The organism is Mycolicibacter sp. MU0083 (genome assembly GCF_963378075.1).
Classification (GTDB): domain Bacteria; phylum Actinomycetota; class Actinomycetes; order Mycobacteriales; family Mycobacteriaceae; genus Mycobacterium; species Mycobacterium kokjensenii.
Genome location: NZ_OY726394.1, coordinates 2,111,641 through 2,135,842, shown reverse-complemented (window position 1 = coordinate 2,135,842; position 24,202 = coordinate 2,111,641). Strand labels below are relative to the sequence as shown.

Below are 24,202 nucleotides of genomic sequence, written 5' to 3'. Positions count from 1 at the left end.
GGCGGTCGACCGCCAAGCCCGGCCGATCCGCGCTAGCCGTGCGAGACCGCGCCGGCGATCGCCCGCGACGCCGAGCGGACTTTGAGCGCGGTCACGATCTCGACGATGCCGATCACGATCAGCCAGCTGCCGACCACCAGCGCCAGCACCACCAGTGAGGCGAACGGCGAGGCCAGCGTCACCAGACCGGCCAGCAGGCTCACCGCACCCATGAAGATCTGCCAGCCGCGGCCCGGCAGCGCGGGATCGCTGATGCCCGCCACGGCGGTGGCCACACCGCGGAAGATGAACCCGATCGCGATCCAGACCGCGAGCAGGAGTACGCCCAGGGCTTCCTCGTCGGAGTTGAAGTGGCGGAAACACAGTACGGCCAGAATCACCGACGCCGTGCCGCTGAGGAAGAGCAGCACCCGTCCGCCGGCGGACATGACCGGGAGGCTGAACGCGAAGATCAGCTGGGTGATCCCGGTGATCACCAGGTAGACACCGAACAGCACCGCGGCGACCAGGATGGACTCGCCCGGGCGGGCCAACACCACCGCACCCAGGACGAGGGCCAGGACGCCGGAGACCAGCGTCGTCTTCCACAGATTCGGCAGCAAGCTCGATACGGGGGTTTCCATGGCCGCAGTGTGACACAGCTGAGAGATTTCGGCCGGGTTATCAGCAACCGGTCGGCGCGTTCACGCTGCCGGTCGGGACCGCTTCGCGTAGATCTCGGCGAGGAACTGCTCGACGGCCGTCGCGGTGTGCGCGGCGCGGGCCGAACCGAAGATGTCGAAGGCGTGTTGCGCCAGGGGCATCTCGGCGTAGACCACCGGATTCGCGCTGACCGCTTGTAGGGCGGCGGCGAACGCGCGGCCCTGTTCGACCGGCACCAGGGTGTCGTTGTTGCCGTGCAGCACGAAAAACGGCGGGGCGTCTTCGGTGATGTAGGTCATCGGTGAGGCGTCGCGGTAGACGTCGGGGGAGCGACGTCGGCTCTGCTTGAACACATAGGCGCCCAGCATGGGGGTCTGCAACGGGTGCAACGCGGTCTCACCGGTGAAGTCGTAGACCCCGTAGAAGGGCACGGCCGCCTGGACGCTGGTGTCGGCGCCGGTGAATCCCGGCTGGAAACGCGAGTCGCCGGCGGTCAGGGCGGTCAGTGCGGTCAGGTGACCACCCGCCGAGCCTCCGGTGATCGCAACCCAATCCGGGTCGCCGCCGTAGTCGGCGATGTGCGCCTTGGTCCAGGCCAGCGCGCGCTTGACGTCGATGATGTGGTCCGGCCAGGTCGACCGGGGACTGAGACGGTAGTTGATCGAGACGCATACCCAGCCCCGTTCCACCAGGTGAGCCATCAGCGGGTGCGCCTGGCCGCGCTTGCTGCCCGTCATCCACGCACCGCCGGGCACCTGCAGTAGGACCGGTGCGCGGCCGTCCCGGGGCAGGTCCCGGTGCCGCCACACGTCGAGGGTGTTGCGGCTGCCGTACTCGCCGTAGGGGATGTCGGAATCGGTGGCGTAGTCGCGGTAGGCCAACAGGGTGCGCACCACGCCTGGGGCTTTGGCGATGTTCTCCACCAGCGGGTCCGGCCGCTTCCACAGGTCGTTGCCGTCGGTACGCCGGCCGGTACCGAACTCGGCGTCCAGTGCGGCGTTGAGCGGCTTGTCCGCGGTGCGTCCGGCATATTCGAGCCCCGCCAGCCCCAGCCACGAGAGCCCCGAGATCAGCCAACTCAGTCGACGGGCGCGCGGCGACAGCCACCGGGAGACGGCCGCCAGTACCGTCGCCTGGCCCGCGATGAGCGGCAGCGGCAACTCCGAGGCGAAGACCCCGAACGCGAACGCCCCCAGCGACGGATAGCCGCGTTTGGTCAGCGGCCGATAGCCGTTGGTGGTGTTCGCGAGTCCGGCCAGCGAGCCGAGCACGGCGAAAAGCCTTGTCATCGCACTCCTCAATCACTGTGAGACGGGCTGATTCGCCGAAAACCCTACGGCACCCGATCACTGTGGGCGGGAGGCCGGTAGCGGCCGCATCTCCTTGTTGTGCGCCGTTCGCGGATGTTCACCCACCAGGAACCAGGTGGGCATGGGGCCCTTGCCCTTGACGTCGACCTCGCCGCGTTCTTCGAAGACGAAATCGTCTTTGAGCCGCTCGTAGACCGATTGGGGCACCTGGATGCGGTCCTGGCATCCGGTGGACTCCATCCGGGCCGCGAGGTTGACCGCGTCGCCCCATACGTCGTAGAAGAACCGGAGCTTGCCGACCACCCCGGCCACCACCGGCCCGGCCGCCATTCCGATGCGCAGCGACACCGGCCGGCCTCGAGGGTCACGCAGTTCGGCGACGTTCTTGGCGATGTCGAGCGCCAGACGGGCCAGGGCCTGCAGATGGTCCGGGTTGGGATCGGGCACTCCGCTGACCACCATATAGGAATCGCCGCTGGTTTTGATCTTCTCCAACCCGTGTTTGTCGACGAGCCGGTCCAGTCCGGTGTAGAGCTGGTTGAGGAAACCGACCAGACGTCGCGGGTCGACTTGGCTGGCACGTCGCGTGAAACCGCCGATGTCGGCGAACAGCACCGAGGCATCCGGATAGCTGTCGGCGATCACGTCTACCGCCGGATCCTTCAACCGCGCGGCGATGGCCGCGGGCAGGATGTTGGCCAGCAACGCCTCGGACCGGTCGTACTCGGCTTCCATCGCCACCTCGGCGCGGCGCATCTCATGCAGCGCGAACCACACGGTCGCCACCACCATGGCGCATGCCGAGACCACCACCATCGCGAACATCAGGTGGTGCAGCCAGACCGGCTGGTCCAGTTTGTCGCCCGGCGATAGGAAGCTCAGGGCGATGGCCAGTGCCGCACCGAGCCCGGCGACCGCCGAGGCCAGCACGATCCGGTCCGCGCCCAGGATCAGCACGCTGATCGATGCCGCGGCCAGGAAGTAGAACTGGGCACCCGAACCGGTGCCCGCCACCCAGCACACGACGGCGGTGATGAAGTAGGCGATCCCGATGAACGTCAGCGGAGCGACCAGTTCTCCGTAGCGGTAAAGCCGAGGCGTCAACGTCCACGAGGCGGCTACCGCCAGGTTGAGTACACCGATCCACCAATAGTTGGGCGCGGCCCAGATCTCGAGGAGCCCGAAGCAGACACAGATGGGCACCGCGAGTGCCACCGACATCTTGAGGATGCGCAGTCGTTGCGTCGACTGGGCGGCACGGTGCTGCGTCCGGGCCGGCACACGGTGTGAGTGCAGGTAGGGCGCTTTCGCCGCGGATGCGCTGAACCGATCGACTGGCACCGGACCAGCCTAATCGGGCAAACAGTAAGGCCGGCGGTTTCGCCGAGTCCGCCCCTGCGCCTAAGGTCGGCCGGCATGGTGATGCGTTCGATAGCGCTGTTCGTGCTGGCTGCCATCGCGGAGATCGGTGGGGCGTGGCTGGTCTGGCAGGGGGTGCGCGAGCATCGCGGGCTGCTGTGGGCCGGTGCCGGAGTGATTGCGCTGGGGTTGTACGGCTTCGCGGCGACACTGCAGCCCGACGCCGCGTTCGGTCGCATCCTGGCCGCCTACGGCGGGGTGTTCGTCGCCGGATCGCTGGCCTGGGGGATGGCGTTCGACGGATTCCGGCCGGACCGCGCCGATGTCATCGGCGCGCTGATCTGCCTGGCCGGGGTGGGCGTGATCATGTATGCGCCGCGCTGACCTGCACCAGGGGTGGCCGCATAGGCCCCGGCAAGACCGCCGGAACCGCTGTGTGTCGGCGCGGTCTGATAGTCAACTGCCCATGAGAATCACCGCCATAGTGGCCACGCTGGGCGTCATCGCTGCAGTACCCGCGCTGTGCCTCACGACCGCGGCTCCCGCCGGTGCAGGCTGCCAGGCCACTTACTTCGGTTGGAACAACGGACGCACCATCTGCGACGACCCCAAGAACCCCGATGGCAGTTGGGGCCGATGCCTGTATGCGGGCGGGGGTGATTCCGGTGGCGGCTTCACCAATTGCTATGTCGTGTTGCCGGACGCCATCCCGCTCAATCAGCCGGACTGGATCCCGGGCCCGAACATGGCCCCACTCGGTCCCGGCCCAGCACCTCGCTATGGCGGGTTCTGACGCCTAGCGCCGGTGGGGACCTTCTGACCTGCGTGGATAGTGGTGGTACCTGTGGTGCCCTCGGTGAGATTCGAACTCACACTGTACGGGTTTTGAATCCGTTTCCTCTGCCAGTTGGGATACGAGGGCCCGACGCTGGCGCGCGGAGTCCTACCTTAGACGATGCCCCTCGCGGTTGATCCAGGCGGCGGCCACGACACAATGGGGAGCATGACCGAGCCGACATCCGACAGCAGCCCACGCCCGGCCCGGCGGGTCCTGATCGCCGAGGATGAGGCGCTGATCCGGCTGGACCTCGCCGAAATGCTGCGCGAAGAGGGCTACGAGGTGGTGGGTGAGGCGGGCGACGGCCAGGAAGCCGTCGAACTGGCCGAATCGCTGCGCCCGGACCTGGTCATTCTCGACGTGAAGATGCCGCGCCGCGACGGGATCGACGCAGCATCGGAGATCGCCGGCAAGCGCATCGCGCCGGTGGTCATCCTCACCGCGTTCAGCCAGCGGGAACTGGTCGAACGCGCCCGTGACGCCGGGGCGATGGCCTATCTGGTCAAACCCTTCACCTCCGGCGACCTGGTACCGGCGATCGAGTTGGCGCTGAGCCGCTCCGAGGAGATCAGCGCGCTGGAGCGTGAAGTCGGTTCACTGTCGGAGCAACTGGCCACCCGCAAGCTCGTCGAGCGCGCCAAGGGCGTGCTGCAGAGCACCCAGGGACTCAGTGAGCCCGAGGCGTTCAAATGGATCCAGCGGGCGGCGATGGACAAGCGCACCACCATGCGTCAGGTGGCCGAAGTCGTGCTGGACAACCTCGACACCGCGGCCGATCCGCCGGCCTGATCGCCACGCCAGCGGCCCGGCAGAGCCCCGCCGCGCTGGTCCAGCCAGTACGCTCGATCACGTGCAGCGCAGAATCATGGGTATCGAGACCGAGTTCGGTGTCACCTGCACCTTCCACGGTCATCGGCGGTTGTCGCCCGACGAGGTGGCCCGCTACCTGTTCCGTCGGGTGGTGTCGTGGGGGCGCAGCTCGAACGTGTTCCTGCGCAACGGTGCTCGCCTGTACCTGGATGTCGGCAGTCATCCGGAGTATGCAACCGCCGAATGCGACGACCTGATTCAGCTGGTCACCCATGACCGGGCCGGCGAACGGGTGCTCGAGGATCTGCTCATCGACGCCGAGCAGCGGCTCGCCGACGAGGGGATCGGCGGCGACATCTACCTGTTCAAGAACAACACCGATTCGGCGGGCAACTCCTACGGCTGCCACGAGAACTACCTGATCGTGCGGGCCGGCGAGTTCTCCCGGATCTCCGATGTGTTGCTGCCCTTCCTGGTGACCCGGCAACTGATCTGCGGTGCCGGAAAGATCCTGCAGACCCCCAAAGCCGCCACGTTCTGCCTGTCGCAGCGTGCCGAGCACATCTGGGAGGGCGTCTCCAGCGCCACCACGCGGTCTCGGCCCATCATCAACACCCGCGACGAACCCCACGCCGACGCCGAGAAGTACCGGCGCCTGCACGTGATCGTCGGCGACTCCAACATGTCCGAGACCACCACCCTGCTCAAGGTGGGCAGCGCCGCGCTGGTCCTGGAGATGATCGAGGCCGGGGTGTCCTTCCGGGACTTCTCGCTGGACAACCCGATCCGGGCGATCCGCGAGGTCAGCCACGACGTGACGGGCCGGCGCCCGGTGCGGTTGGCCGGTGGACGCCAGGCCGGTGCTCTGGACATCCAGCGCGAGTACTACGCCCGTGCGGTGGAGTACGTGCAGACCCGCGCGGCGCGCACGCCGCAACTCGATCAGGTCATCGACCTGTGGGGGCGCCAGCTCGACGCCGTCGAGAGCCAGGATTTCGCCAAGGTCGACACCGAGATCGACTGGGTGATCAAGCGAAAGCTGTTCCAGCGCTACCAGGATCGCTACGACATGGAACTGTCGGATCCGAAGATCGCCCAACTGGATCTGGCGTATCACGACATCAAGCGAGGTCGGGGAGTCTTCGATCTGCTGCAGCGCAAGGGGCTGGCCGCCCGGGTCACCACCGACGACGAGGTCGACGCCGCCGTCGACACCCCGCCGCAGACCACCCGGGCCAAGCTGCGCGGCGAATTCATCAGTGCCGCACAGGCGGCCGGTCGCGACTTCACCGTCGACTGGGTGCACCTCAAGCTCAACGACCAGGCGCAACGCACCGTGCTGTGCAAGGACCCGTTCCGGTCGGTCGACGAGCGGGTCAATCGCTTGATCGCCAGCATGTAGTACACGGAAGCGCACCACTTGTCGCCTATCCTCTTCTCTCATGGCGACCGCCAAAGTCGAACGACTCCTCAATCTGGTCATCGCGTTGCTGGCCACCCGCAGCTACCTCACCGCCGAGAAGATCCGGGCGACCGTGATCGGCTACGGCGACAGCTCCAGCGATGAAGCGTTCTCGCGGATGTTCGAGCGGGACAAGAGCGAACTGCGCGATCTGGGCATTCCGCTGGAGACCGGGAAGAACTCGGGGTTCGACACCGTCGAGGGGTACCGGATCAACCCGGAGACCTACGCGCTGCCGCCCATCGACCTAACCCGTGACGAGGCGGCCGCGGTTGCGGTCGCCGTCCAGTTGTGGCAGTCACCGGAGCTGCGTGCCAACGCCGCGGGCGCGATGGCCAAACTGCAGGCCGCCGGCGTCGACGTGGATCCCGATCGTGCTGATGTGCTGGTGGCACCGCCCGCAGCGCTGCCGGGGATTCACCGGGCCGAACCGGCGCTGCATGCTCTGATGCTGGCGGCAGAGGCCGGTCAGGCCGTGCAGTTCGACCACCGCCCATCGCCACTGGAGCCCGATGTGACACGCACCGTCGAGCCCTGGGGCATCGTTACCCACGCCGGGCGTTGGTATCTGGTGGGCCATGACCGCGACCGTGACGCGGTGCGCACCTTCCGGATATCACGGATCGCACCCGACGTTCGCACCATCGGGCCCACCGGAGCCGTCCGCCGCCCCGAGGACGCCGATCTGCGCCAGATCGTCGCCAAGGCCGTCGGCGAGGCACCCACCGGTCAGGTGGCCCGCATCTGGGTCGCCGACGGGCGTGCCGTGGCGCTGCGCCGGGTCGGCACGGTGCTGGAGCGCCAGACCCGGGCCGGACGTGACGGTGACATCATCGGCGTCGATATCGGCACCCACGACCGCCTGGCTCGAGAGATCGCCGGATGCGGTGCCGACGCGGTCGTGCTGGATCCGCCGGCACTGCGCAACGACGTGCTGACCCGTTTGCGGGCCTGTGCCGGGGAGGTATCGGCGTGAACCAGCTGTCGACGCGTCTCGCGCGCCTGTTGAACATGGTGCCGTACCTGAAGACTCGTCCGGGCATCACCAAGGTGCAGGCGGCCGCCGAGCTCGGTGTGACGCCCAAGCAACTGCACGCCGACCTGGTGCAGTTGGCGATGTGCGGCCTGCCCGGCTACGGGCCCGGCGACCTGATCGATGTGACGTTCTATGACGACCGGCTCGACGTCCACGAGGACGCCGGCGTCACACGGCCACTACGCTTGCGGTCGCGTGAGGCAGCGGCATTGCTGATGGCGTTGCGAGCCCTGGCCGAGATGCCCGGCATCGTCGATCCGCGGGCGGCTCTCAGCGCGATCGCCAAGATCGAGAATGCGGCAGGCACCGCGGCACATCCGGTTCCGGCGTCCACCGGTACCGAGAACGCGACCGCCGAGGTCGTCCGCGATGCGGTGCACCGCCAACGGGCGCTGGCCATCGACTACTACGCCGCCTCCCGCGACAGCATGTCGCATCGCGTCGTCGACCCGATCCGGGTGGTGTTGATCTCCGCACACACCTACCTGGAGGGGTGGTGCCGCGAATCCGAAGGCGTTCGCCTGTTCAGGTTCGACCGCATCGACGCCGCACAGTTGCTCGACGAGCCGGCATCGCCGCCCGCGCCGGCCCGGCGGGCCGAAACCGACACCTCCCTGTTCGATGCCGATCCGTCGTTGCCGACCGCGATCGTGCGGGTAGAGCCGAGCGCGGCATGGATGTTCGAGTATTACCCGATGCGACTGCTCCGAGAGCTGCCCGGCGGGGGATATGAGGCGGAGATGACCTACGCCTCGGATGAGTGGTTGACCCGGCTGCTGTTGGGCATGGGCGACGAGGTTCAGATCGTGGAGCCCACTTCGCTGGCCGCCGGGCTGCGCGATGCCGCGGCGGCGGCATTGGCGGCATACCGGGCCCAATGACGACGTAGGGTCAGGCCCGACCCGGCAGCTGAACCGCGGGCACCCATCCGCGGGGTGCACCGCGGCACCGGTGAGCTGCGGTAGCATCGTGGCGACGTCTGGAGGTATCCGAAGTGGGCAGTCTCAGTCCGTGGCACTGGGCGATCCTGTTGGTCGTGTTCGTGGTGCTGTTCGGCGCCAAGCGGCTTCCCGACGCGGCGCGCTCGCTCGGCAAGTCACTGCGAATCTTCAAATCCGAGGTTCGCGAGTTGCAGAACGACACCCAGCAGGCGCCGTCGAACACCACGGTGCAGTCCGAACGCGTCGAGCCGCCGGCTGACCCGCGGTCGAGCTAGCCCGCCGTCACAGCAGCGCCCGAACGCCTTGTAATGGTGCGTGCCACCAGCTTCCTCAAGCGGCTTGATCCACGTCAGCGGCGTAGCCGTACCAATCCCGACGGGACGATGTCGCTGGTCGACCACATCCGGGAACTCCGTACCCGGCTGTTGCTGTCGCTGGCCGCGATCGCGCTGACCACCGCCCTGGGCTTCGCCTGGTACGGCCACGGCGTCCTGGGGCTGGAAAGCCTCGGGGAGTGGTTGCGCCAGCCGTACTGTTCGCTGCCCGAGTCGGCGCGGGCGCAGCTCGCCGCCAACGGCGACTGCCGGCTGTTGGCCACCGGCCCGTTCGATCAGTTCATGCTGCGGCTCAAGGTGGGCTTGGCGGCCGGGGTGGTGCTGGCCTGCCCGGTCTGGTTCTACCAACTATGGGCTTTCATCACCCCCGGGCTCTACCGGAAGGAACGTCGCTTCGCGGTGGTGTTCGTGGTGTCGGCGGCGGTGCTGTTCGTCGCGGGGGCGGTATTGGCCTATGTGGTGCTGTCCAAGGCGTTGGGGTTCCTGCTGACCGTGGGCAGCGACGTGCAGGTGACGGCGCTCTCCGGTGACCGCTACTTCGGATTTCTGATCAACCTGCTGCTGGTCTTCGGGATCAGCTTCGAATTCCCGCTGCTGATCGTGATGCTCAACCAGGTCGGCGTCCTCAGTTATGCGCGGTTGGCGGCGTGGCGCCGGGGATTGATCTTCGCCGTCTTCGCGTTCGCCGCGGTGGCCACGCCGGGCTCGGATCCGTTCTCGATGACCGCCCTCGGGCTGGCGTTGACCCTGTTGTTGGAGTTCGCCATTCAAGTCGCTCGCCTGCACGACAAGCGCAAGGCCAAACGGGAGTCCGCCGCCGACCTCGCCGACCACGAGGCCTCGCCCATCGAGTCGCCCGCACCCGTCAGCGCACCGCCGGACTAGCGCCCCGATATGACTGAGCTGAGCCGCTTCGCCGCGGATCTACCCTTCGGGCTCGACGGTTTCCAGCGCCGGGCGTGCGAGGCGCTGCAGGACGGACGCGGAGTGCTGGTGTGTGCCCCCACCGGCGCGGGCAAGACCGTCGTCGGCGAGTTCGCGGTGCACCTTGCGCTGGCCGGCGGTGGGAAGTGCTTCTACACCACACCGATCAAGGCGCTGAGCAATCAGAAGCACACCGATCTGGTGGCCCGCTACGGTAAAGACCGCGTCGGTCTGCTGACCGGGGATCTGTCGATCAATGCGAGTGCGCCCGTGGTGGTGATGACCACCGAAGTGCTGCGCAACATGCTGTACGCGAATTCTCCGGCCCTGCAAGGGCTTTCTCATGTCGTGATGGACGAGGTTCATTTCCTGGCGGACCGGATGCGCGGCGCGGTCTGGGAGGAGGTGATCCTGCACCTGGCCGAGGAGGTGCGGCTGGTCAGCCTGTCGGCCACGGTCAGCAACGCCGAGGAATTCGGCGGGTGGATCCAGACGGTGCGCGGCGACACCACCGTCGTGGTCGACGAGCACCGCCCGGTGCCGTTGTGGCAGCACATGCTGGTCGGCAAGCGACTGTTCGATCTGTTCGAATCGCGCCCCGAGGGGCAGGGGCCGGCGCGCAGCCGCCCGCGGGTCGACCCCCAACTGCTGCGCCACATCGCGCACCGCCGGGAAGCCGACCGTCTCACCGCGGATTGGGGTGGCCCGCGCCGTCCCCGCCACGGCGGCCACGACCGGGGCGGCCGGCCCAGCTATCGGCCGCCGATGCGCCCCGATGTGATCGCGGTGCTGAATTCGGCGGGTCTGCTGCCGGTCATCACCTTCGTGTTCTCCCGGGTCGGCTGTGACGCCGCCGTCAAGCAATGTCTGCGCTCGCCGCTGCGGCTGACCACCGAAGAGGAGCGGGCCCGCATCGCCGAGGTGATCGACCACCGTTGCGGCGACCTCGCCGACGACGACCTGGAGGTGCTCGGCTACTACGAATGGCGGGAGGGACTGCTGCGGGGTCTGGCCGGTCACCACGCCGGGCTGTTGCCGGTGTTCCGCCACACCGTGGAGGAGTTGTTCGCCGCGGGCCTGGTCAAAGCGGTGTTCGCCACCGAGACCCTGGCGTTGGGCATCAACATGCCGGCCCGCACCGTGGTGCTCGAGCGGCTAGTCAAGTACAACGGCGAGCAGCATGCCGCGCTGACACCGGGCGAGTACACCCAGTTGACCGGGCGGGCCGGCCGGCGCGGCATCGACGTCGAGGGCCACGCCGTGGTGTTGTGGCATCCCGGCGAGGCCACCGCCGACCCCGAGCAGGTCGCCGGCCTGGCGTCGACGCGTACCTTCCCGCTGCGCAGCTCGTTCGCGCCGTCGTACAACATGACGATCAACCTGGTTCAGCACATGGGGCCCGAGCAGGCCCACCGGTTGCTGGAGCAGTCGTTCGCCCAGTTCCAGGCGGACCGGTCCGTCGTCGGGCTGGTCCGCGGCGCAGAGCGCGGTGAACGCACCCTCGACGAGATTGCAGCGGAGTTCGGCGGCCGCGAATCAGCGGTGCTGGACTACACCCGGCTGCGCGCCAAGATCTCCGAACGCGAACGCGCCCGGGCCAGGGCATCCCGGTTGCAGCGTCGCCGGGCAGCCGGTGATGCGCTGTCGGCATTGCGCCGCGGGGACATCATCACCCTCAACCGCGGCCGTCGCGGTGGTCTGGCGGTGGTGTTGCAGGCCGACCGCGAGTCCGACGAACCCCGGCCGCTGGTGCTGACCGAACATCGCTGGGCCGGCCGGATCTCCGCTGCGGACTACTCCGGCGCCACCCCGCCGCTCGGCACCATGAGCCTGCCCAAACGGGTGGAGCACCGTCAGCCGCGGGTCCGCCGCGACCTCGCCTCGGCGCTGCGATCGGCGGCCGCCGGCCTGGTGGCGCCGGAGGCGGGTAGGCGTCGCGGTGCTTCCGATGACGCCCCGGTCGATCCGGAACTGGCGGCGCTGCGCCAACGCTTGCAGGACCATCCCGTCCACCACGAGCCGGATCGCGAGGTGCGGGTGCGGATCGCCGAACGTTACCTGCGGGTGGAGGCCGACAACGCCCAGCTGCGCAAGAAGGTCGAAGCCGCCACCAACTCGTTGGCCCGCACCTTCGATCGGATCGTCGGCCTACTGTCCGAGCGTGGCTTCATCCAAGCCGGTGACGCGTCGTCCGATCGGGATCCGCAGGTGACCGACGACGGCCGGATGCTGGCCCGGATCTACAGCGAAAGCGATCTGCTGGTCGCCGAATGTCTGCGGACCGGGGCCTGGAACGGTCTCAAACCCGCCGAACTGGCCGCGGTGGTCTCCGCGGTGCTCTACGAGACGCGCGGTGCGGACGGGTCCGGCGGCGCGTCCGCCCTGCAGGCGCCCACCGAATCGGTGCGCCGCGCCCTGCAGCAGACCCGCAAGCTGTCGGCGTCGTTGCGGGCCGACGAACGCCGGCACGGGATCACCACCACCCGCGAGCCCGACGACGGGTTCGTCGCCGCGGTCTACCGCTGGGCGCGCACCGGTGATCTGGCCTCGGCGCTGGCGGCCGCGGATGAGGCCGGCGGCGGCACACAGCTATCGGCGGGGGACTTCGTGCGCTGGTGCCGGCAGGTCCTTGATCTGTTGGATCAGCTGCGCAATGCCGCACCCGAGCCGGAACTGCGGGCCACCGCAAAACAGGCGATCGACACGGTTTTGCGCGGCGTCGTCGCCGTTGACGCCGGGTAGGCTGATCCGAGCGCTACGGTGGAGAGCCGGCGGTGATCAGCACCCGCTAGGGGAGAGGACTCGAGGAACAACGATGACCGGACCGCAGGGATACGACCCGACGCAGCCGTGGCAGCCTCAGCAGCCCACTCAGTCGGATGACCAGTCGGGCGCCGGGCAGGGTCCCGCAACGGGTGGCGACCAGGCTTGGCAGCCGCCCGCCTACACGCCGTCGCAGTATCCGCCGCAGACGTCGTACCCGCCGGTGGGGCAGCAGTACCCCGCCTATCCGCAGGCCGAGCAGTACGGCCAGACCGGGCAGTACGGCCAGACCGGGCAGTACGGGCAGCCCGAGCCGTATGGACAGACCGCCCCGTACGGGCAGGCGGCCCCCTATGGGCAGACCGCGCCCTACGGCCAGCCCGGTCAGTACGGCCAGACCGCGCCCTATGGGCAGCCCGGCCAGTACGGTCAACCCGGTCAGTACGGGCAGTACCCGCCGCAGCCCGGTCAGTTCCCCCAGCCCGGCACCGCCGGCAAGCGGCCGTCGGGGATGGTCAGCACCGTGCTGGCCGCATGCGCCGGCATCGCGGTCCTGGTGGTCTTGGTGTTGGGCTTCTGGAAGCCCGGGTTCTTCGTCACCACCAAGCTCGACGTGGAGAAGGCGCAGGAAGGCGTCCAGCAGATCCTGGCCGACCAGACCAATGGGTACGGCGCCAAGAACGTCAAGGACGTCCGCTGCAACAACGGGCAGAGCCCGGTGGTCAAGCAGGGCGACACCTTCAACTGCGAGGTCAGCATCGACGGGACCAAGCGCCAGGTGACCGTCACCTTCCAGGACAACTCCGGCACCTACGAGGTCGGCCGGCCCAAGTAGTCGTCGGGGCCGCCGGCTAATCCGGTAGTGCGTCCAGCGCCCGCTGCAACCGGGCGATCGAGGATCCGACCCCGAAGCGTTCCGCCAGCTCGGCGACGCGTGCGGGGTCGATGGCCGTGCGCGGCAACACATCCGACGGCCTGGACAGCACCACCGGTGCGTCGGTGACCACCCGTACCACCGGTTCGGCGGCCGCGATGTAGTCCTGTGTGGCCAGCAGTTTCGCGCGCACCCCTTTGGCCATCCCGGAGTCGGGGTCGGCGGCGGCGGCCAACACCGCCGCCAGCGAGCCGTGCTGCGTCAGCAGCGCCGCCGCGGTCTTCTCCCCGATGCCGGCCACCCCCGGCAACCCGTCGGAGGGGTCACCGCGCAGCAACGCCATCTCGGCGTAGGCGGCACCGGCCCGCTCGGTGGGCAGGCCGTATTGGCCGGCCACCTCGGTCGGGCCGAAGAGTGTCGCCTTCGCCAGGCCGCGGCCCAGGTAGAGCACGGACACCTCGACGGGCCCATCGGTGACCACCTGCAGCAGATCGCGGTCACCGCTGACCACGATCACCGGGTCACGGCGTTCGGTAGCGGCCAGCGTGCCCAGCACGTCGTCGGCTTCGAAGTCGGGAGCACCGCCGGTGACGATCCCGAACGCATCGAGTAGCTCGGCGATCATCTCCACCTGGGGGCTCAGATCGTCGGGTATCTCTTCGAGGTCGGGCCCGGAGTCTTCGCCGCCGGGGTCGGCCGGGGCGGGCTCGATGACCCGATGCGCCTTGTAGGAGGGCACCAGATCCACCCGCCATTGCGGTCGCCAGTCCAGATCCAGGCAGACCACCAATCGAGCCGGCTGATACCGGGTGATGAGGGTGGCGACCGAATCGAGGAAACCGCGGACCGCGTTCACCGGTCGGCCGTCCGGCCCGGTGATCGAGGACGGCACACCGAAGTAGGACCGGAACCACATACTGGCACCGTCGAGCAACAGCACGGGAGCGGGCGCGGGAGCGGGCATGGGTGCCAGCCTATTTGCCGGCCGTTAGCCTGATGTGCGTGACTTCCCGGTTCGACAGCAGTGTCTATGCCCACCGCCTGGCTGCCGCGGCCGGCGCCGCCGAAGCCGCCGGCCTAGCCGGCCTGGTGATCACGCCCGGCTATGACCTTCGGTACCTGATCGGGTCGCGCGCCCAGACGTTCGAGCGGCTCACCGCCCTGGTTCTGCCCGCCTCGGGTACGCCCACCATGGTGGTGCCCCGACTGGAACTCGCCGCGCTGCGCGAGTCGGCGGTGGACGACCTGGGCGTGCAGGTGCGGGACTGGGTCGATGGCGAGAACCCCTATCAGATGGTCGGCGATGCACTGGGAACGGCGGCGTCGGCGAAGACGGCGGTCACCGACTCGATGCCCGCACTGCATCTGCTACCGCTGGCCGACGTGCTGGGCACCACCCCGGTCCTGGCCACCGAGGTGCTCCGTGATCTCCGAATGATCAAGGATGCCAGCGAGATCGATGCCCTCCGCCGGGCCGGTGCGGCGATCGACCGGGTGCACGCTCGGGTGCCGGAGTTTCTGGTGCCCGGACGCACCGAGGCCGAAGTCGCCGCCGATATCGCCGACGCCATCGTGGCCGAGGGTCATTCCGGCGTGGCGTTCATCATCGTGGGTTCCGGCCCGCATGGCGCCGATCCCCACCACGAGTGCTCCGACCGGGTCTTGCAGGCCGGTGACATCGTGGTCGTCGACATCGGTGGGCCGGTGGAACCCGGATACCATTCGGACTGCACCCGGACGTACAGCATCGGCGAGCCCGATGTCGAGGTGGCGCAACGGTATTCGATACTGCAGCAGGCGCAACGGGCGGCCGTTGCCGGCGTTCGCCCGGGTGTCACCGCCCAGCAGGTCGACGCGGCCGCGCGCGACGTGCTGGCCGACGCCGGCCTGGCGGAGTTCTTCGTCCACCGCACCGGGCACGGGATCGGCCTTTCGGTGCATGAAGAGCCCTACATCGTGGCCGGCAACGACATCCCGCTTCGCCCGGGAATGGCCTTCTCAGTCGAACCCGGGATCTATTTCCCGGGTAAGTGGGGCGCCCGAATCGAAGACATCGTGATCGTCACCGCTCACGGGTGTGAATCGCTCAACCAGCGACCACACGAGTTGGTCGTGGTGCCGGTCGACCGCAACGACTGACTAGCGGGTACCGCGGTCGAGCAGGTCGGCCGAACCGAGTACCCGCTCCACCTGAACCTCGATGACCACGCGCTGCGGGTTGACCCGCGGCGTGCGGTACCGCTGGGCGTAACGCAACTCGGCGTCGCGTACCGCCGCACCGGCATCGTTGACGGTGGCACTGCCTTCCAGCGACAGCCAGCGAGCACCGTCGACTTGGCTGAGCACCGCGACGCCGGCCCGTTCGGCGTTGACCGCCTTCTGGGAACCGCCGGTGGTGATCACCCGTGCGATGTGGGTCTTGGGATCGAAGGTGAATCCCACCGCGACCACGTGCGGCGAGTTATCCGCCCGCAGGGTGGTCAGCATTGCCAGGTGACGTTCGGTGAGGAACGCCAACGCGTCACTGTTGAGTCGAGTCGTCGCGTTCGCCATCACCGCTCACGCTAGCGCAGGCGATAATCTTCACCGTGAACGACACGGTTGAGGGACCGGTGGTGATTTTCGGTGGGCGCAGCGAGATAGGTCTTGAACTCGCGTTGCGACTGGCGCCGGGAGCAACGGTGGTGTTGGCCGCGCGATCCGCCGATCGGTTGACGGCCGAGGCGGACGCCGTCCGCGCAGCGGGTGCCTCGGCCGTGCATACGGTCGAGTTCGATGCCGACGATCTGACCGGACATGCTCCACTGGTGGCGACGCTCATCGCTGAACACGGTCCGATCGGGACCGCCGTACTGGCGTTCGGCGTGCTGGGCGATCAGGCCCGGGCCGAGTCGGATGCCGCACACGCCGTGGGCATCGTGCACACCGACTTCGTCGCACAGGTCAATCTGCTCACGATCCTGGCCGCCGCGATGCGTGCCGCCGGGCGCGGCCGGATGGTGGTGTTCTCCTCAGTCGCCGGGATCCGGGTACGGCGGGCCAACTACGTCTACGGTTCGGCCAAGGCCGGCCTCGAGGGGTTCGCCGGGGGACTCGCCGACGCGCTGCACGGCACCGGTGTGCGCCTGTTGATCGTGCGGCCCGGGTTCGTGGTGGGCCGGATGACGGCCGGAATGTCTCCGGCGCCGCTGTCGAGCACCCCGCCACAGGTGGCGGCGGCCGCCGCCCGGGCGTTGAAGAAGGGCCGCCGCTCGGTGTGGGTGCCCTGGGCGCTGCGCCCGCTGTTCGCCGGGTTGCGACTTCTGCCGCAGGCGGTCTGGCGCCGGATGCCGCGGTGAGTCGCGCTTTCGCGGCGTGACCTGGCACGTCGTAACTTACGGGTGATAGCACGCGGCGCGACATGTGCCGGTTATGGGAAAAATCGGAGATTTTCGGTATGGTTTTCTGGCTGATTCCCTATTGACAGGACTAGAGTGTAAAAGTATGGACGATCGGAAGAAGGATCCATCGGTCGTACTGCCTTATCTCGTCGGCAGACCGCTTCCCGCGACCGAAGTCTACGAAGCCTTCGGCTACCGCAAGTCTGCCTACTACAAGGCGGCACACGAAGGACGTTTGATCACCGCCGACAACCTGATCCGGGTTGCCAAGCACTTCGGCTTGAATGCTGTGGATCTGCTGGTCCGCTATGGCCTGATCACGCTCGACGCGGTCACCGACTACGTGGATGCCGAGCAGCCCAAGGCGGCCCTGCCCAAGCTCGCCGACTTGCACCCCATCGCGAGTCGCCCGCCTTTGTAGTTCTTCCCCGTTTCACCCGCAGCGGTGTCGGCCCCTCGGCCGGGCCGCGGTTTCGCTGTGCCTACAGGAACCGACGTCCGGAAGGGTAGGTTCGCGGTCATGGCCCCAACCTTCGCCGAGATCGCCAAGTCCGATTACCTGTTGCTGACCACGTTCACCAAAGATGGTCGGCCCAAGCCGACTCCGGTGTGGGCCGCAGCCGATGGGGACAGACTGTTGGTGATCACCCAGGAGTCGTCGTGGAAGGTCAAACGGATCCGTAACACGCCGCGGGTCACGCTGGCGGTCTGCGATATGCGGGGGCGCCCGAAGGGTGAAGCGATCGAAGCCGTCGCGACCGTGTTGGACAAGTCCGAGAACGGCGCCGTGTATGCGGCGATCGGCAAGCGCTACAAGTTGATGGGCTCGGTGTTCAACTTCTTCAGCAAACTGCGTGGCGGCATGCGCACCAACGTCGGGTTGGCGTTGACGCCGGCCGGCCGATAGTCGCCGACTGCGTCACATATAGTGGATTATGTTCATTTAAATAATCATTGTTGGATCGGTACCCCGACACACTAGGAGTCGTCATGGCCGCCTTCTCGTCCGATCAGATTCTCGGTGACATCGTCACAATCGATCCAGCCACCACTCGCATCCTCAGCCGGTTCGGGATCGATTTCTGCTGCCACGGACAACGGTCCCTCGCGCAGGCCTGCGCCGCCGACGGCGTGGACCCGCAGGAGGTGGTGGCAGCACTCAACGCCGCCGAACCGGGAGGACCGGCGGACTGGGCGGACTACGACGACGTCGCTCTGATCGCCCACATCGTCAGCACCCACCACCGTTTCCTGTGGGACGAGTTCCCCCGGTTGGCCGAACTGGTCGACAAGGTGGCGCGGGTGCACGGCCCCAACCACGCCGAATTGGTCCGGGTCCGCGACGTCTTCCATCAACTGCGGGCCGGGATGGAACCGCATCTGCGCACCGAGGAGACCCTGCTGTTCCCGGAGATCAGCCTGCACGCCGGACGGCCGGATCGTGCACTGCCGGAGCAGATGCACGCCCAACTGGCCGAGAACCAGCAGGAGCACGACCGGGCCGGCCATCTGCTGGCCGAACTGCGTGACCTCACCGACGGTTACCGGGTTCCCCAAGACGCCTGTGCGAGCTACACCGCGATGTTGGCCGGCCTGGCGGATCTCGAGTCCGACATTCACCTGCATGTGCACAAGGAGAACAACGTGCTCTTCCCGCGGGTCTTGGCCGCGGCCGGCCAGACCGCCTGACCCCGGATCAGCCGGTCGGGCCGAGGTGCTCGCCGAAGAACCCGAAGACCCGCTCCCACGCGTCGGCGCTGGCCGCTTCGTCATAGCCGAATCCGGCCACCCGCAGCAGTGGCTGGCCCGGCAGTCGGTTGGCGAAGCTGTGCCCCACGCCCGGGTAGACCTTGATGTCGTGCGGGATCCGTCGATCCTCGGCAAGCCCGCGCAGCCGATCGGCGGCGCCGCGCCCGATCGGATCACGGGCCCCGAAGCTGGCGACGATCGGGCAGTTCGCGTCGAGGGTCTGTTCCAGGTGGCGGGGCAGCGGTACCCCGTAGAACGGGGCGGCAGCACCGAATCCCTTGGGCCCCAACAATAAAGCGAACTGGCCGCCCATGCAGAATCCGGCGATCGCTACCGCGCCCGAGCACTCGGGCATGCCCAGCAGATGTTCGCGGGCGGCCATGATGTCATCGAGGGCGCGGCCGCGCTGGGTGAGCAGCTCGCGGAACACGCGGGTGATGCAGCGGGCCCGGCCGCCCCGGGAATACAGATTCGGCGACAGCGCCAGATATCCGGCGCCGGCGACCCGTTCGGAGATCGCCCGCATGTCCCGCGCGGCACCGATCGCGTCGTGAACGATCACCACCGCGGGCCACGGCCCGGGCCCGTCCGGAACGTCCAGCAGTGCGTCGATGGGGCCTGCGGCGGTACCGACTTCGATGGTGGCCATTGCATCAGTATCACCGCCCGGGGGACAGTGGTCCCGATCCGGTGGAACCAGAACACCGCGCAGAACGTTGGGATGACATGGCGAGTGCTGTGCTACGAGTCTTCGGGCTCTACGTCGTGGTCGAGTTGGCGGCTGTTGCGACGCTGATCTGGGCGATCGGGTTCGGCTGGACGACACTGCTGGTGTTGGGCATCTTCCTGGCGGGAGTGTTGCTGGCGAGCGGCCAGATCAAGCGCCAGTTCCGTCGGGTCCGCACCCGCGCCGGCGGTGGTGCACTGGCCGACGGCGGACTGGTGGCGGCGGGGACCGTGTTGGTGTTGGTGCCGGGCCCGGTGACCACGCTGGCCGGTCTTCTGCTGTTGGCGCCGCCGACCCGCGCGGCCGCCCGGCCGGTGTTGGCCGCCCTCGCAGCCACCACGCTGGGCAGGCACACACCGCTGGTCGCTGCGGCGACCATCGGTCACCAGTGGTACAACTCCCGCCGCGGAGCCGGGCACCGTGCCGACTACATCGACGCCGAATGGCTCGACGTCACCGACGTGACCGGCCACCCGCAGCGGGCGCTGTCGGTCGGGCGCTCCGCCGCCGGCGGCAACCCGTAAGTTTCTACGTCGTGACCGTTGTGACCGGCAGCCCCACGTCCCTGCTGCTCGGCGGGCGAATCCACAGTCCGAGCCATCCGGATGCCACCGCGATGGCCGTCCGCGACGGTGTGGTCGCCTGGCTGGGCAGTGACTCCGTCGGTGTCGAACAGTTCCCGCACGCCGAGGTGCTGGACCTCGACGGCGCCCTGGTGACGCCCGCCTTCGTGGACAGTCACGTCCACCTCACCGAGACCGGCCTGTGCCATACCGGCTTGGACCTGCGGCCCGCCACTTCAGCGCGGCATTGCCTGCAGCTGATCGCCGACTACGCAGCGGCCCATCCCAGCGGCCCGCTGCGGGGCCACGGTTGGGACGACTCCGGGTGGCTCGACGGCTCGGCGCTGGCCACCGCGGCGATCGACGCCATCGTGGGGGACCGGCCGGTGTATCTGTCCCGTGCCGATGTGCACTCGGCAGTGGCCTCCACCGCGCTGCGGAAACTGGTGCCCGGCCTTCCGGCCGGACCGGATGCCGATGCGCCCCTGACCGGCGACGCCCACCACCTGGTTCGTGCCGCGGCCGGGTCTCTGCTGACCGCCGAGGAACGGTCTCGGGCCCGTACCGCGGCCCTGGACGCCGCCGCGGCGGCGGGCATCGTCGCGGTGCACGAATGCGCCGGCGCCGAGATCGGTGGCCTCGACGACTGGCTGGAACTACGGGCGCTGGGCCGGGACGGCGCCGGTGTGGAGGTCGTCGGCTATTGGGGTGAAGCCGTCACCAGTGCCGCCCGGGCCCGCGACCTGATCGCCGAGACCGGCGCCCACGGACTCGGCGGCGACCTGTTCGTCGACGGAGCCCTGGGTTCGCACACCGCATGGCTGCACCGGCCCTACGCCGATGAGCCCGCCTGCACCGGCGTCTGCCACCTCGACCTCGATGCGGTCACCGCTCATCTGGCGGCCTGTACCGAGGCGGGGGTGACCGCGGGCTTCCACGTCATCGGTGACGCCGCGGTGACCACCGTGGTGACCGCGCTGGAACGCGTCGTCGAGAAGTTCGGAGTACCGGCGGTGGCACGGTGCGGGCACCGCCTCGAGCACCTGGAGATGGTGGATGCCCAGCAGGCCGCGAAGCTCGGCGCCTGGGGGGTGATCGCCAGCATGCAGCCGGTTTTCGACGCCCTGTGGGGCGGCGACGACGGCATGTACGCCCGACGATTGGGTGCCGAGCGAGCCGCCGGGATGAACCCGTTCGCGCTGTTAGCATCGCAAGGCGTGCCCCTCGCGTTCGGTTCCGACAGCCCGGTGACCGCGCTGGATCCGTGGGCCGGTGTCCGGGCGGCCGCACACCACCGCACACCGGGCAGCGCTATCTCCATGCGTGCCGCGTTCGCGGCGGCGACTCGGGGCGGCTGGCGGGCTGCGGGTATCAACGACGGCATCACCGGAACCCTGGTGGCCGGCGCACCGGCGTCCTATGCGGTGTGGGAGACCGACCGGCTGGCCGTGGAGGCGCCCCGCGACACCGTTCAGCGGTGGTCGACCGATCCGCGGGCCCGGGTGCCCGCGCTGCCGGTCCTGGATTCCGGTGTCAGCCCCCGATGCCGTCGCACCGTGCACCGCGGCGTGGTCCTGCATGGCTGAGACCACCACCCCCACCGACCCGGCGGATGACGTCGCCGGCGACTCGGCGCGGGTCGGTCCGAATCGGTGGGAGCGGTTGGGTGTCGCCGCGGCGGATCGCTGGGCTCAGTTGGCCGCGACGGTCACCGCTGGAATGCTGTTGCGCAGTAGCTTCGCCCCCCTGAACTGGTGGTGGGCGGCGATCATCGCCTTTGCCCTGCTGAGTTCGGTGTTGGTGTACCGGCGGACGACCGTCGTCGGTGGATTCGGCTACGGTCTGCTTTTCGGCCTCGCGTTCTATCTGCCGCTGCTGCCCTGGGTGGGGGGACTGGTCGGTCCGGTGCCCTGGCTGATGCTCGCCCTGATGTGCGCGCTGTTTCCCGCGCTGTTCGGATCCGCTGCGGTCGTGGTGCGCGCGGTGCCCGGCTGGCCGGTCTGGTTCGCCGTGTTGTGGGCGGCGCAGGAGTGGGCGAAATCGGTTTTTCCGTTCGGCGGATTCCCTTGGGGCATCGTGGGATACGGGCAGACCTCCGGGCCGCTGCTGCCGCTGGTCGCCCTCGGCGGGGTACCGCTGCTGTCGACGGCCGTGGTGCTGCTGGGCTGCTCCGGCACCGCACTGGCCCTGGAGATCGTGCGCTGGATGCGGGACACCCCAGGGCCCGCAGCGGATTCGCGACCGCCTGCGGTGCTGATTCCGGGATTGTGCATCTGTCTGGTGCTGCTCTCCGCGGTCGTGGTGTGGCCCGGAGTTCGCCGCTCCGGTGTCGGCGCCGGCGACGACCCGTCCATCACGGTGGCCGCCGTGCAGGGCAACGTGCCGCGCCTCGGCTTGGATTTCAATGCGCAGCGCCGTGAGGTGCTCGACAACCACGTCCGCGAAACGCTGCGGTTGGCCGACGACGTCACGGCCGGGCGGGCACCGCAGCCCCGGTTCGTGATCTGGCCGGAGAACGCCTCGGACATCGACCCGATGATGAACGCCGATGCCGCGCAACAGATCACCACCGCGGCGCAGGCGATCGACGCACCGATCCTGGTGGGCACCGTGCAGGCCGCGCCGGGTTGGACCCGGGAGAACCCGGCGGCATCCAATTCGGTGCTGGTGTGGGATCCGCATACCGGACCGGGGGAGAGTCACGACAAACGGATCGTGCAACCGTTCGGTGAGTACCTGCCCTGGCGCGGGTTCTTCCGCCACCTCTCCGGCTACGCCGACCGCGCGGGGTATTTCGTCCCGGGTCACGGCGACGGTGTGCTGCACGTCGCCGGTGTTCCGGTCGGCGTGACCACCTGCTGGGAGGTGATCTTCGACCGGGCACCCCGTGAATCGGTGCTCGCCGGCGCCCAGATCCTGGCCGTGCCCACGAACAACGCCACGTTCGACGAGACGATGAGCGAGCAGCAGTTGGCGTTCGCCAAGGTGCGCGCCGTCGAGCACGACCGCTACGTCGTCGTCGCCGGGACCACCGGGATCAGCGCGATGATCGCCCCCGACGGTCGCGTACTTGCCCGCACCGGGTTCTTCGAGCCCGCCCACCTCGATGGGAACCTGCGGTTGAAGACGTCGTTGACGGCGGCGACCCGGTGGGCGCCGATGCTGCAATGGGTGCTGCTGGGTGCGGCCGTTGCGGCTTTGATCGCCGGCATACGGCAAAATGGAAACTTCATGCGCGGTCGGTTCAAGGGGCGCGATTTCAAACGGCGCCGCACCGGCGTCGAAGCGGAGAACGGGAGGAACGGCGCCGATGAGTGAGCGTCCCAGCCTGCACACGCTGGTGGTCATACCCACCTACAACGAGTTGGAGAACCTGCCGCTCATCCTCGATCGGCTGCAGCAGTCCCGCCCGGACGTCCACGTCCTGGTCGTCGACGACGGTAGCCCCGACGGCACCGGGAAACTCGCCGACGAACGCGCCGCCGCCGACCCCGCCCGCATCCACGTGATGCACCGGACCTCTAAAGCCGGGTTGGGTGCGGCCTATTTGGCCGGGTTCGCATGGGGCCTGGAACGCGATTACGAGGTGATCGTGGAGATGGACGCCGACGGCAGCCACGCGCCCGAACAGCTCTACCGCCTGTTGGACGCCATCGACTCCGGTGCTGATCTGGCGATCGGCTCCCGGTACGTCGACGGGGGGACGGTCCGTAACTGGCCGCTGCGCCGCCTGGTGCTGTCCAAGACCGCGAACACCTACGCCCGCCTGCTGCTCGGGGTCGGAATTCACGACATCACCGCCGGTTACCGCGCCTACCGCCGCGGTGTGCTGGAGAAGATCGGACTCGATGCGGTCGAGTCCAAGGGGTACTGCTTCCAGGTGGATCTCACCTGGCGGGCCGTCAACGAGGGCTTCACCATCACCGAGGTGCCCATCACCTTCACCGAGCGTGAGCTGGGGGTATCGAAGATGAGCGGGTCCAATATCCGCGAGGCGATGGTGAAGGTCGCCCGGTGGGGGATCGGCGGCCGGGTGAATCGCCTCCGGGGCGCTCGTACCTGAAAACAAAACACCGCGGCGTCTCCGGTGAGACGCCGCGGTGCGGTACGGCCCGCGCTGCTAGCCGCGCCGCTTGGTCTTGATCAGGTCGAGGCGCTCTTTGAGTAGTTCTTCGAGTTCCTCGATCGAGCGGCGCTCCAGCAGCATGTCCCAGTGGGTGCGCGGCGGCTTGACCTTCTTGGGCTCGGGCAGGTCGCCTTCGAGCAGGGTGCCTTCCAAACCGTTGCGGCACATCCAGGTGCCGGGGATCTCCGCATCGTCGGCGAAGGGCACCTCGAACTCTTCGCCGTTGTCCGTGCGATACCGGGCCATGCGGCGCGGCGCCAGGTCATGGTTACGGTCGGTCTCGTAGCTCACGGCTCCCAGCCGACTGCCCCGCAGAACACGATCAGCCATCGACCCACTCTCCTTAAACCTGTATGTCGTGAA

General features: G+C 68.4%; 26 protein-coding genes and 1 tRNA gene. 19 read left to right on the top strand and 8 right to left on the bottom strand.

Going from position 1 to position 24,202, the window contains the following annotated elements; translation table 11 throughout:
* Window positions 1-32: 32 nt before the first annotated feature.
* From RCP38_RS09905 to RCP38_RS09895, 3 genes are read right to left on the bottom strand one after another with little or no spacing between them, the layout of a single operon-like run.
* Window positions 33-641 (bottom strand): HdeD family acid-resistance protein, encoded by a 609-nt coding sequence (locus RCP38_RS09905; RefSeq protein ID WP_308477168.1) that lies wholly within the window; start codon window positions 639-641, stop codon window positions 33-35.
* Window positions 642-683: 42 nt separating this feature from the next.
* Window positions 684-1,931 (bottom strand): alpha/beta hydrolase, encoded by a 1,248-nt coding sequence (locus RCP38_RS09900; protein ID WP_308476980.1) that lies wholly within the window; start codon window positions 1,929-1,931, stop codon window positions 684-686.
* A gap of 57 nt (window positions 1,932-1,988) precedes the next feature.
* Window positions 1,989-3,293 (bottom strand): adenylate/guanylate cyclase domain-containing protein, encoded by a 1,305-nt coding sequence (locus RCP38_RS09895; RefSeq protein ID WP_308476979.1) that lies wholly within the window; start codon window positions 3,291-3,293, stop codon window positions 1,989-1,991.
* Window positions 3,294-3,368: 75 nt separating this feature from the next.
* On the opposite strand from RCP38_RS09895, the gene RCP38_RS09890 reads away from it, so the two are divergent.
* The gene (locus RCP38_RS09890) at window positions 3,369-3,695 is read left to right on the top strand and encodes a YnfA family protein (protein ID WP_308476978.1); all 327 of its coding nucleotides are present in this window, start codon (window positions 3,369-3,371) and stop codon (window positions 3,693-3,695) included.
* Between the two features lie 82 nt (window positions 3,696-3,777).
* Window positions 3,778-4,104, top strand: a complete 327-nt coding sequence (locus RCP38_RS09885) for a CDGP domain-containing protein (protein WP_308476977.1) — start codon at window positions 3,778-3,780, stop codon at window positions 4,102-4,104.
* 52 nt (window positions 4,105-4,156) lie between these two features.
* On the opposite strand, the gene RCP38_RS09880 is transcribed toward RCP38_RS09885, so the two are convergent.
* Window positions 4,157-4,233: transfer RNA gene (locus RCP38_RS09880), tRNA-Leu, on the bottom strand.
* Window positions 4,234-4,314: 81 nt separating this feature from the next.
* Between RCP38_RS09880 and RCP38_RS09875 the strand changes: the two genes are divergently transcribed.
* From RCP38_RS09875 to RCP38_RS09840, 8 genes are all read left to right on the top strand, one after another.
* Window positions 4,315-4,938 carry an ANTAR domain-containing response regulator gene (locus tag RCP38_RS09875; protein ID WP_308476976.1) on the top strand — a complete coding sequence of 208 codons (624 nt, stop codon included), beginning with the start codon at window positions 4,315-4,317 and terminating at the stop codon, window positions 4,936-4,938.
* Window positions 4,939-4,999: 61 nt separating this feature from the next.
* Window positions 5,000-6,361, top strand: a complete 1,362-nt coding sequence (gene pafA / locus RCP38_RS09870) for a Pup--protein ligase (RefSeq protein ID WP_308476975.1) — start codon at window positions 5,000-5,002, stop codon at window positions 6,359-6,361.
* Between the two features lie 40 nt (window positions 6,362-6,401).
* Window positions 6,402-7,397 (top strand): helix-turn-helix transcriptional regulator, encoded by a 996-nt coding sequence (locus tag RCP38_RS09865; RefSeq protein WP_308476974.1) that lies wholly within the window; start codon window positions 6,402-6,404, stop codon window positions 7,395-7,397.
* Window positions 7,394-8,338 carry a helix-turn-helix transcriptional regulator gene (locus tag RCP38_RS09860; RefSeq protein ID WP_308476973.1) on the top strand — a complete coding sequence of 315 codons (945 nt, stop codon included), beginning with the start codon at window positions 7,394-7,396 and terminating at the stop codon, window positions 8,336-8,338. The genes RCP38_RS09865 and RCP38_RS09860 overlap by 4 nt, the downstream gene beginning before the upstream one ends.
* A gap of 113 nt (window positions 8,339-8,451) precedes the next feature.
* The gene (tatA, locus tag RCP38_RS09855) at window positions 8,452-8,673 is read left to right on the top strand and encodes a Sec-independent protein translocase subunit TatA (protein WP_308476972.1); all 222 of its coding nucleotides are present in this window, start codon (window positions 8,452-8,454) and stop codon (window positions 8,671-8,673) included.
* Between the two features lie 36 nt (window positions 8,674-8,709).
* Entirely contained in the window at window positions 8,710-9,618 is a 909-nt protein-coding gene (gene tatC, locus RCP38_RS09850; RefSeq protein ID WP_308477167.1) for a twin-arginine translocase subunit TatC, read from the top strand.
* 9 nt (window positions 9,619-9,627) lie between these two features.
* A complete protein-coding gene (locus tag RCP38_RS09845; protein ID WP_308476971.1) occupies window positions 9,628-12,399 on the top strand; it encodes a DEAD/DEAH box helicase in 2,772 nt (923 codons plus the stop codon).
* A gap of 73 nt (window positions 12,400-12,472) precedes the next feature.
* On the top strand, window positions 12,473-13,255 hold the full coding sequence (locus RCP38_RS09840; RefSeq protein ID WP_308476970.1) for a DUF4333 domain-containing protein: 783 nt from the start codon (window positions 12,473-12,475) through the stop codon (window positions 13,253-13,255).
* A gap of 16 nt (window positions 13,256-13,271) precedes the next feature.
* Here the strand turns inward: RCP38_RS09840 and RCP38_RS09835 are convergent, their stop codons facing one another.
* Complete coding sequence (locus RCP38_RS09835) at window positions 13,272-14,258, bottom strand: 5'-3' exonuclease (RefSeq protein ID WP_308476969.1); 987 nt, start codon at window positions 14,256-14,258, stop codon at window positions 13,272-13,274.
* A 32-nt stretch (window positions 14,259-14,290) separates the two neighbouring features.
* On the opposite strand from RCP38_RS09835, the gene RCP38_RS09830 reads away from it, so the two are divergent.
* Window positions 14,291-15,433 carry a M24 family metallopeptidase gene (locus RCP38_RS09830; protein ID WP_308476968.1) on the top strand — a complete coding sequence of 381 codons (1,143 nt, stop codon included), beginning with the start codon at window positions 14,291-14,293 and terminating at the stop codon, window positions 15,431-15,433.
* Here RCP38_RS09830 and RCP38_RS09825 read toward each other — a convergent pair whose 3' ends face one another.
* Window positions 15,434-15,847: a F420-dependent biliverdin reductase gene (locus RCP38_RS09825; RefSeq protein ID WP_308476967.1), complete on the bottom strand. Its 414-nt coding sequence runs from the start codon at window positions 15,845-15,847 to the stop codon at window positions 15,434-15,436.
* Window positions 15,848-15,882: 35 nt separating this feature from the next.
* Here RCP38_RS09825 and RCP38_RS09820 point away from each other — a divergent pair, with 35 nt between their 5' ends.
* From RCP38_RS09820 to ric, 4 genes are all read left to right on the top strand, one after another.
* Entirely contained in the window at window positions 15,883-16,632 is a 750-nt protein-coding gene (locus RCP38_RS09820) for an SDR family NAD(P)-dependent oxidoreductase (protein WP_308476966.1), read from the top strand.
* Window positions 16,633-16,777: 145 nt separating this feature from the next.
* Window positions 16,778-17,095, top strand: coding sequence for a hypothetical protein (locus RCP38_RS09815; RefSeq protein ID WP_308476965.1), 318 nt, complete (start codon window positions 16,778-16,780; stop codon window positions 17,093-17,095).
* Between the two features lie 99 nt (window positions 17,096-17,194).
* Window positions 17,195-17,581: a PPOX class F420-dependent oxidoreductase gene (locus RCP38_RS09810; protein WP_308476964.1), complete on the top strand. Its 387-nt coding sequence runs from the start codon at window positions 17,195-17,197 to the stop codon at window positions 17,579-17,581.
* Window positions 17,582-17,664: 83 nt separating this feature from the next.
* Window positions 17,665-18,363: an iron-sulfur cluster repair di-iron protein gene (ric, locus tag RCP38_RS09805; protein ID WP_308476963.1), complete on the top strand. Its 699-nt coding sequence runs from the start codon at window positions 17,665-17,667 to the stop codon at window positions 18,361-18,363.
* A gap of 7 nt (window positions 18,364-18,370) precedes the next feature.
* On the opposite strand, the gene RCP38_RS09800 is transcribed toward ric, so the two are convergent.
* The gene (locus tag RCP38_RS09800; protein WP_308476962.1) at window positions 18,371-19,072 is read right to left on the bottom strand and encodes a dienelactone hydrolase family protein; all 702 of its coding nucleotides are present in this window, start codon (window positions 19,070-19,072) and stop codon (window positions 18,371-18,373) included.
* A gap of 77 nt (window positions 19,073-19,149) precedes the next feature.
* On the opposite strand from RCP38_RS09800, the gene RCP38_RS09795 reads away from it, so the two are divergent.
* The 4 genes from RCP38_RS09795 to RCP38_RS09780 all read left to right on the top strand — a co-directional run bounded on the left by RCP38_RS09795 (window position 19,150) and on the right by RCP38_RS09780 (window position 23,776).
* Entirely contained in the window at window positions 19,150-19,674 is a 525-nt protein-coding gene (locus tag RCP38_RS09795) for an FxsA family protein (protein ID WP_308476961.1), read from the top strand.
* A gap of 92 nt (window positions 19,675-19,766) precedes the next feature.
* Window positions 19,767-21,299, top strand: a complete 1,533-nt coding sequence (locus tag RCP38_RS09790; RefSeq protein WP_308477165.1) for an amidohydrolase — start codon at window positions 19,767-19,769, stop codon at window positions 21,297-21,299.
* Entirely contained in the window at window positions 21,292-23,031 is a 1,740-nt protein-coding gene (gene lnt / locus RCP38_RS09785) for an apolipoprotein N-acyltransferase (RefSeq protein WP_308476960.1), read from the top strand. Before RCP38_RS09790 ends, lnt begins: the two co-directional genes overlap by 8 nt.
* A complete protein-coding gene (locus RCP38_RS09780) occupies window positions 23,024-23,776 on the top strand; it encodes a polyprenol monophosphomannose synthase (protein ID WP_308476959.1) in 753 nt (250 codons plus the stop codon). The genes lnt and RCP38_RS09780 overlap by 8 nt, the downstream gene beginning before the upstream one ends.
* A 57-nt stretch (window positions 23,777-23,833) precedes the next feature.
* On the opposite strand, the gene RCP38_RS09775 is transcribed toward RCP38_RS09780, so the two are convergent.
* Entirely contained in the window at window positions 23,834-24,169 is a 336-nt protein-coding gene (locus RCP38_RS09775) for an RNA polymerase-binding protein RbpA (RefSeq protein WP_308476958.1), read from the bottom strand.
* Window positions 24,170-24,202 lie beyond the last annotated feature (33 nt).

Excerpts from the sequence above, each read along its gene's own strand:
- RCP38_RS09890 (WP_308476978.1), top strand. The coding sequence starts at position 3,369 with ATGGTGATGCGTTCGATAGCGCTGTTCGTGCTGGCTGCCATCGCGGAG.
- RCP38_RS09780 (WP_308476959.1), top strand. The coding sequence starts at position 23,024 with ATGAGTGAGCGTCCCAGCCTGCACACGCTGGTGGTCATACCCACCTAC.
- ric (WP_308476963.1), top strand. The coding sequence starts at position 17,665 with ATGGCCGCCTTCTCGTCCGATCAGATTCTCGGTGACATCGTCACAATC.
- RCP38_RS09810 (WP_308476964.1), top strand. The coding sequence starts at position 17,195 with ATGGCCCCAACCTTCGCCGAGATCGCCAAGTCCGATTACCTGTTGCTG.
- RCP38_RS09875 (WP_308476976.1), top strand. The coding sequence starts at position 4,315 with ATGACCGAGCCGACATCCGACAGCAGCCCACGCCCGGCCCGGCGGGTC.
- RCP38_RS09900 (WP_308476980.1), bottom strand. The coding sequence starts at position 1,931 with ATGACAAGGCTTTTCGCCGTGCTCGGCTCGCTGGCCGGACTCGCGAAC.
- RCP38_RS09865 (WP_308476974.1), top strand. The coding sequence starts at position 6,402 with ATGGCGACCGCCAAAGTCGAACGACTCCTCAATCTGGTCATCGCGTTG.
- RCP38_RS09845 (WP_308476971.1), top strand. The coding sequence starts at position 9,628 with ATGACTGAGCTGAGCCGCTTCGCCGCGGATCTACCCTTCGGGCTCGAC.
- RCP38_RS09830 (WP_308476968.1), top strand. The coding sequence starts at position 14,291 with ATGTGCGTGACTTCCCGGTTCGACAGCAGTGTCTATGCCCACCGCCTG.
- RCP38_RS09840 (WP_308476970.1), top strand. The coding sequence starts at position 12,473 with ATGACCGGACCGCAGGGATACGACCCGACGCAGCCGTGGCAGCCTCAG.
- RCP38_RS09825 (WP_308476967.1), bottom strand. The coding sequence starts at position 15,847 with ATGGCGAACGCGACGACTCGACTCAACAGTGACGCGTTGGCGTTCCTC.
- RCP38_RS09795 (WP_308476961.1), top strand. The coding sequence starts at position 19,150 with ATGGCGAGTGCTGTGCTACGAGTCTTCGGGCTCTACGTCGTGGTCGAG.
- RCP38_RS09815 (WP_308476965.1), top strand. The coding sequence starts at position 16,778 with ATGGACGATCGGAAGAAGGATCCATCGGTCGTACTGCCTTATCTCGTC.
- RCP38_RS09835 (WP_308476969.1), bottom strand. The coding sequence starts at position 14,258 with ATGCCCGCTCCCGCGCCCGCTCCCGTGCTGTTGCTCGACGGTGCCAGT.
- RCP38_RS09790 (WP_308477165.1), top strand. The coding sequence starts at position 19,767 with ATGGCCGTCCGCGACGGTGTGGTCGCCTGGCTGGGCAGTGACTCCGTC.
- RCP38_RS09775 (WP_308476958.1), bottom strand. The coding sequence starts at position 24,169 with ATGGCTGATCGTGTTCTGCGGGGCAGTCGGCTGGGAGCCGTGAGCTAC.
- lnt (WP_308476960.1), top strand. The coding sequence starts at position 21,292 with ATGGCTGAGACCACCACCCCCACCGACCCGGCGGATGACGTCGCCGGC.
- RCP38_RS09800 (WP_308476962.1), bottom strand. The coding sequence starts at position 19,072 with ATGGCCACCATCGAAGTCGGTACCGCCGCAGGCCCCATCGACGCACTG.
- RCP38_RS09885 (WP_308476977.1), top strand. The coding sequence starts at position 3,778 with ATGAGAATCACCGCCATAGTGGCCACGCTGGGCGTCATCGCTGCAGTA.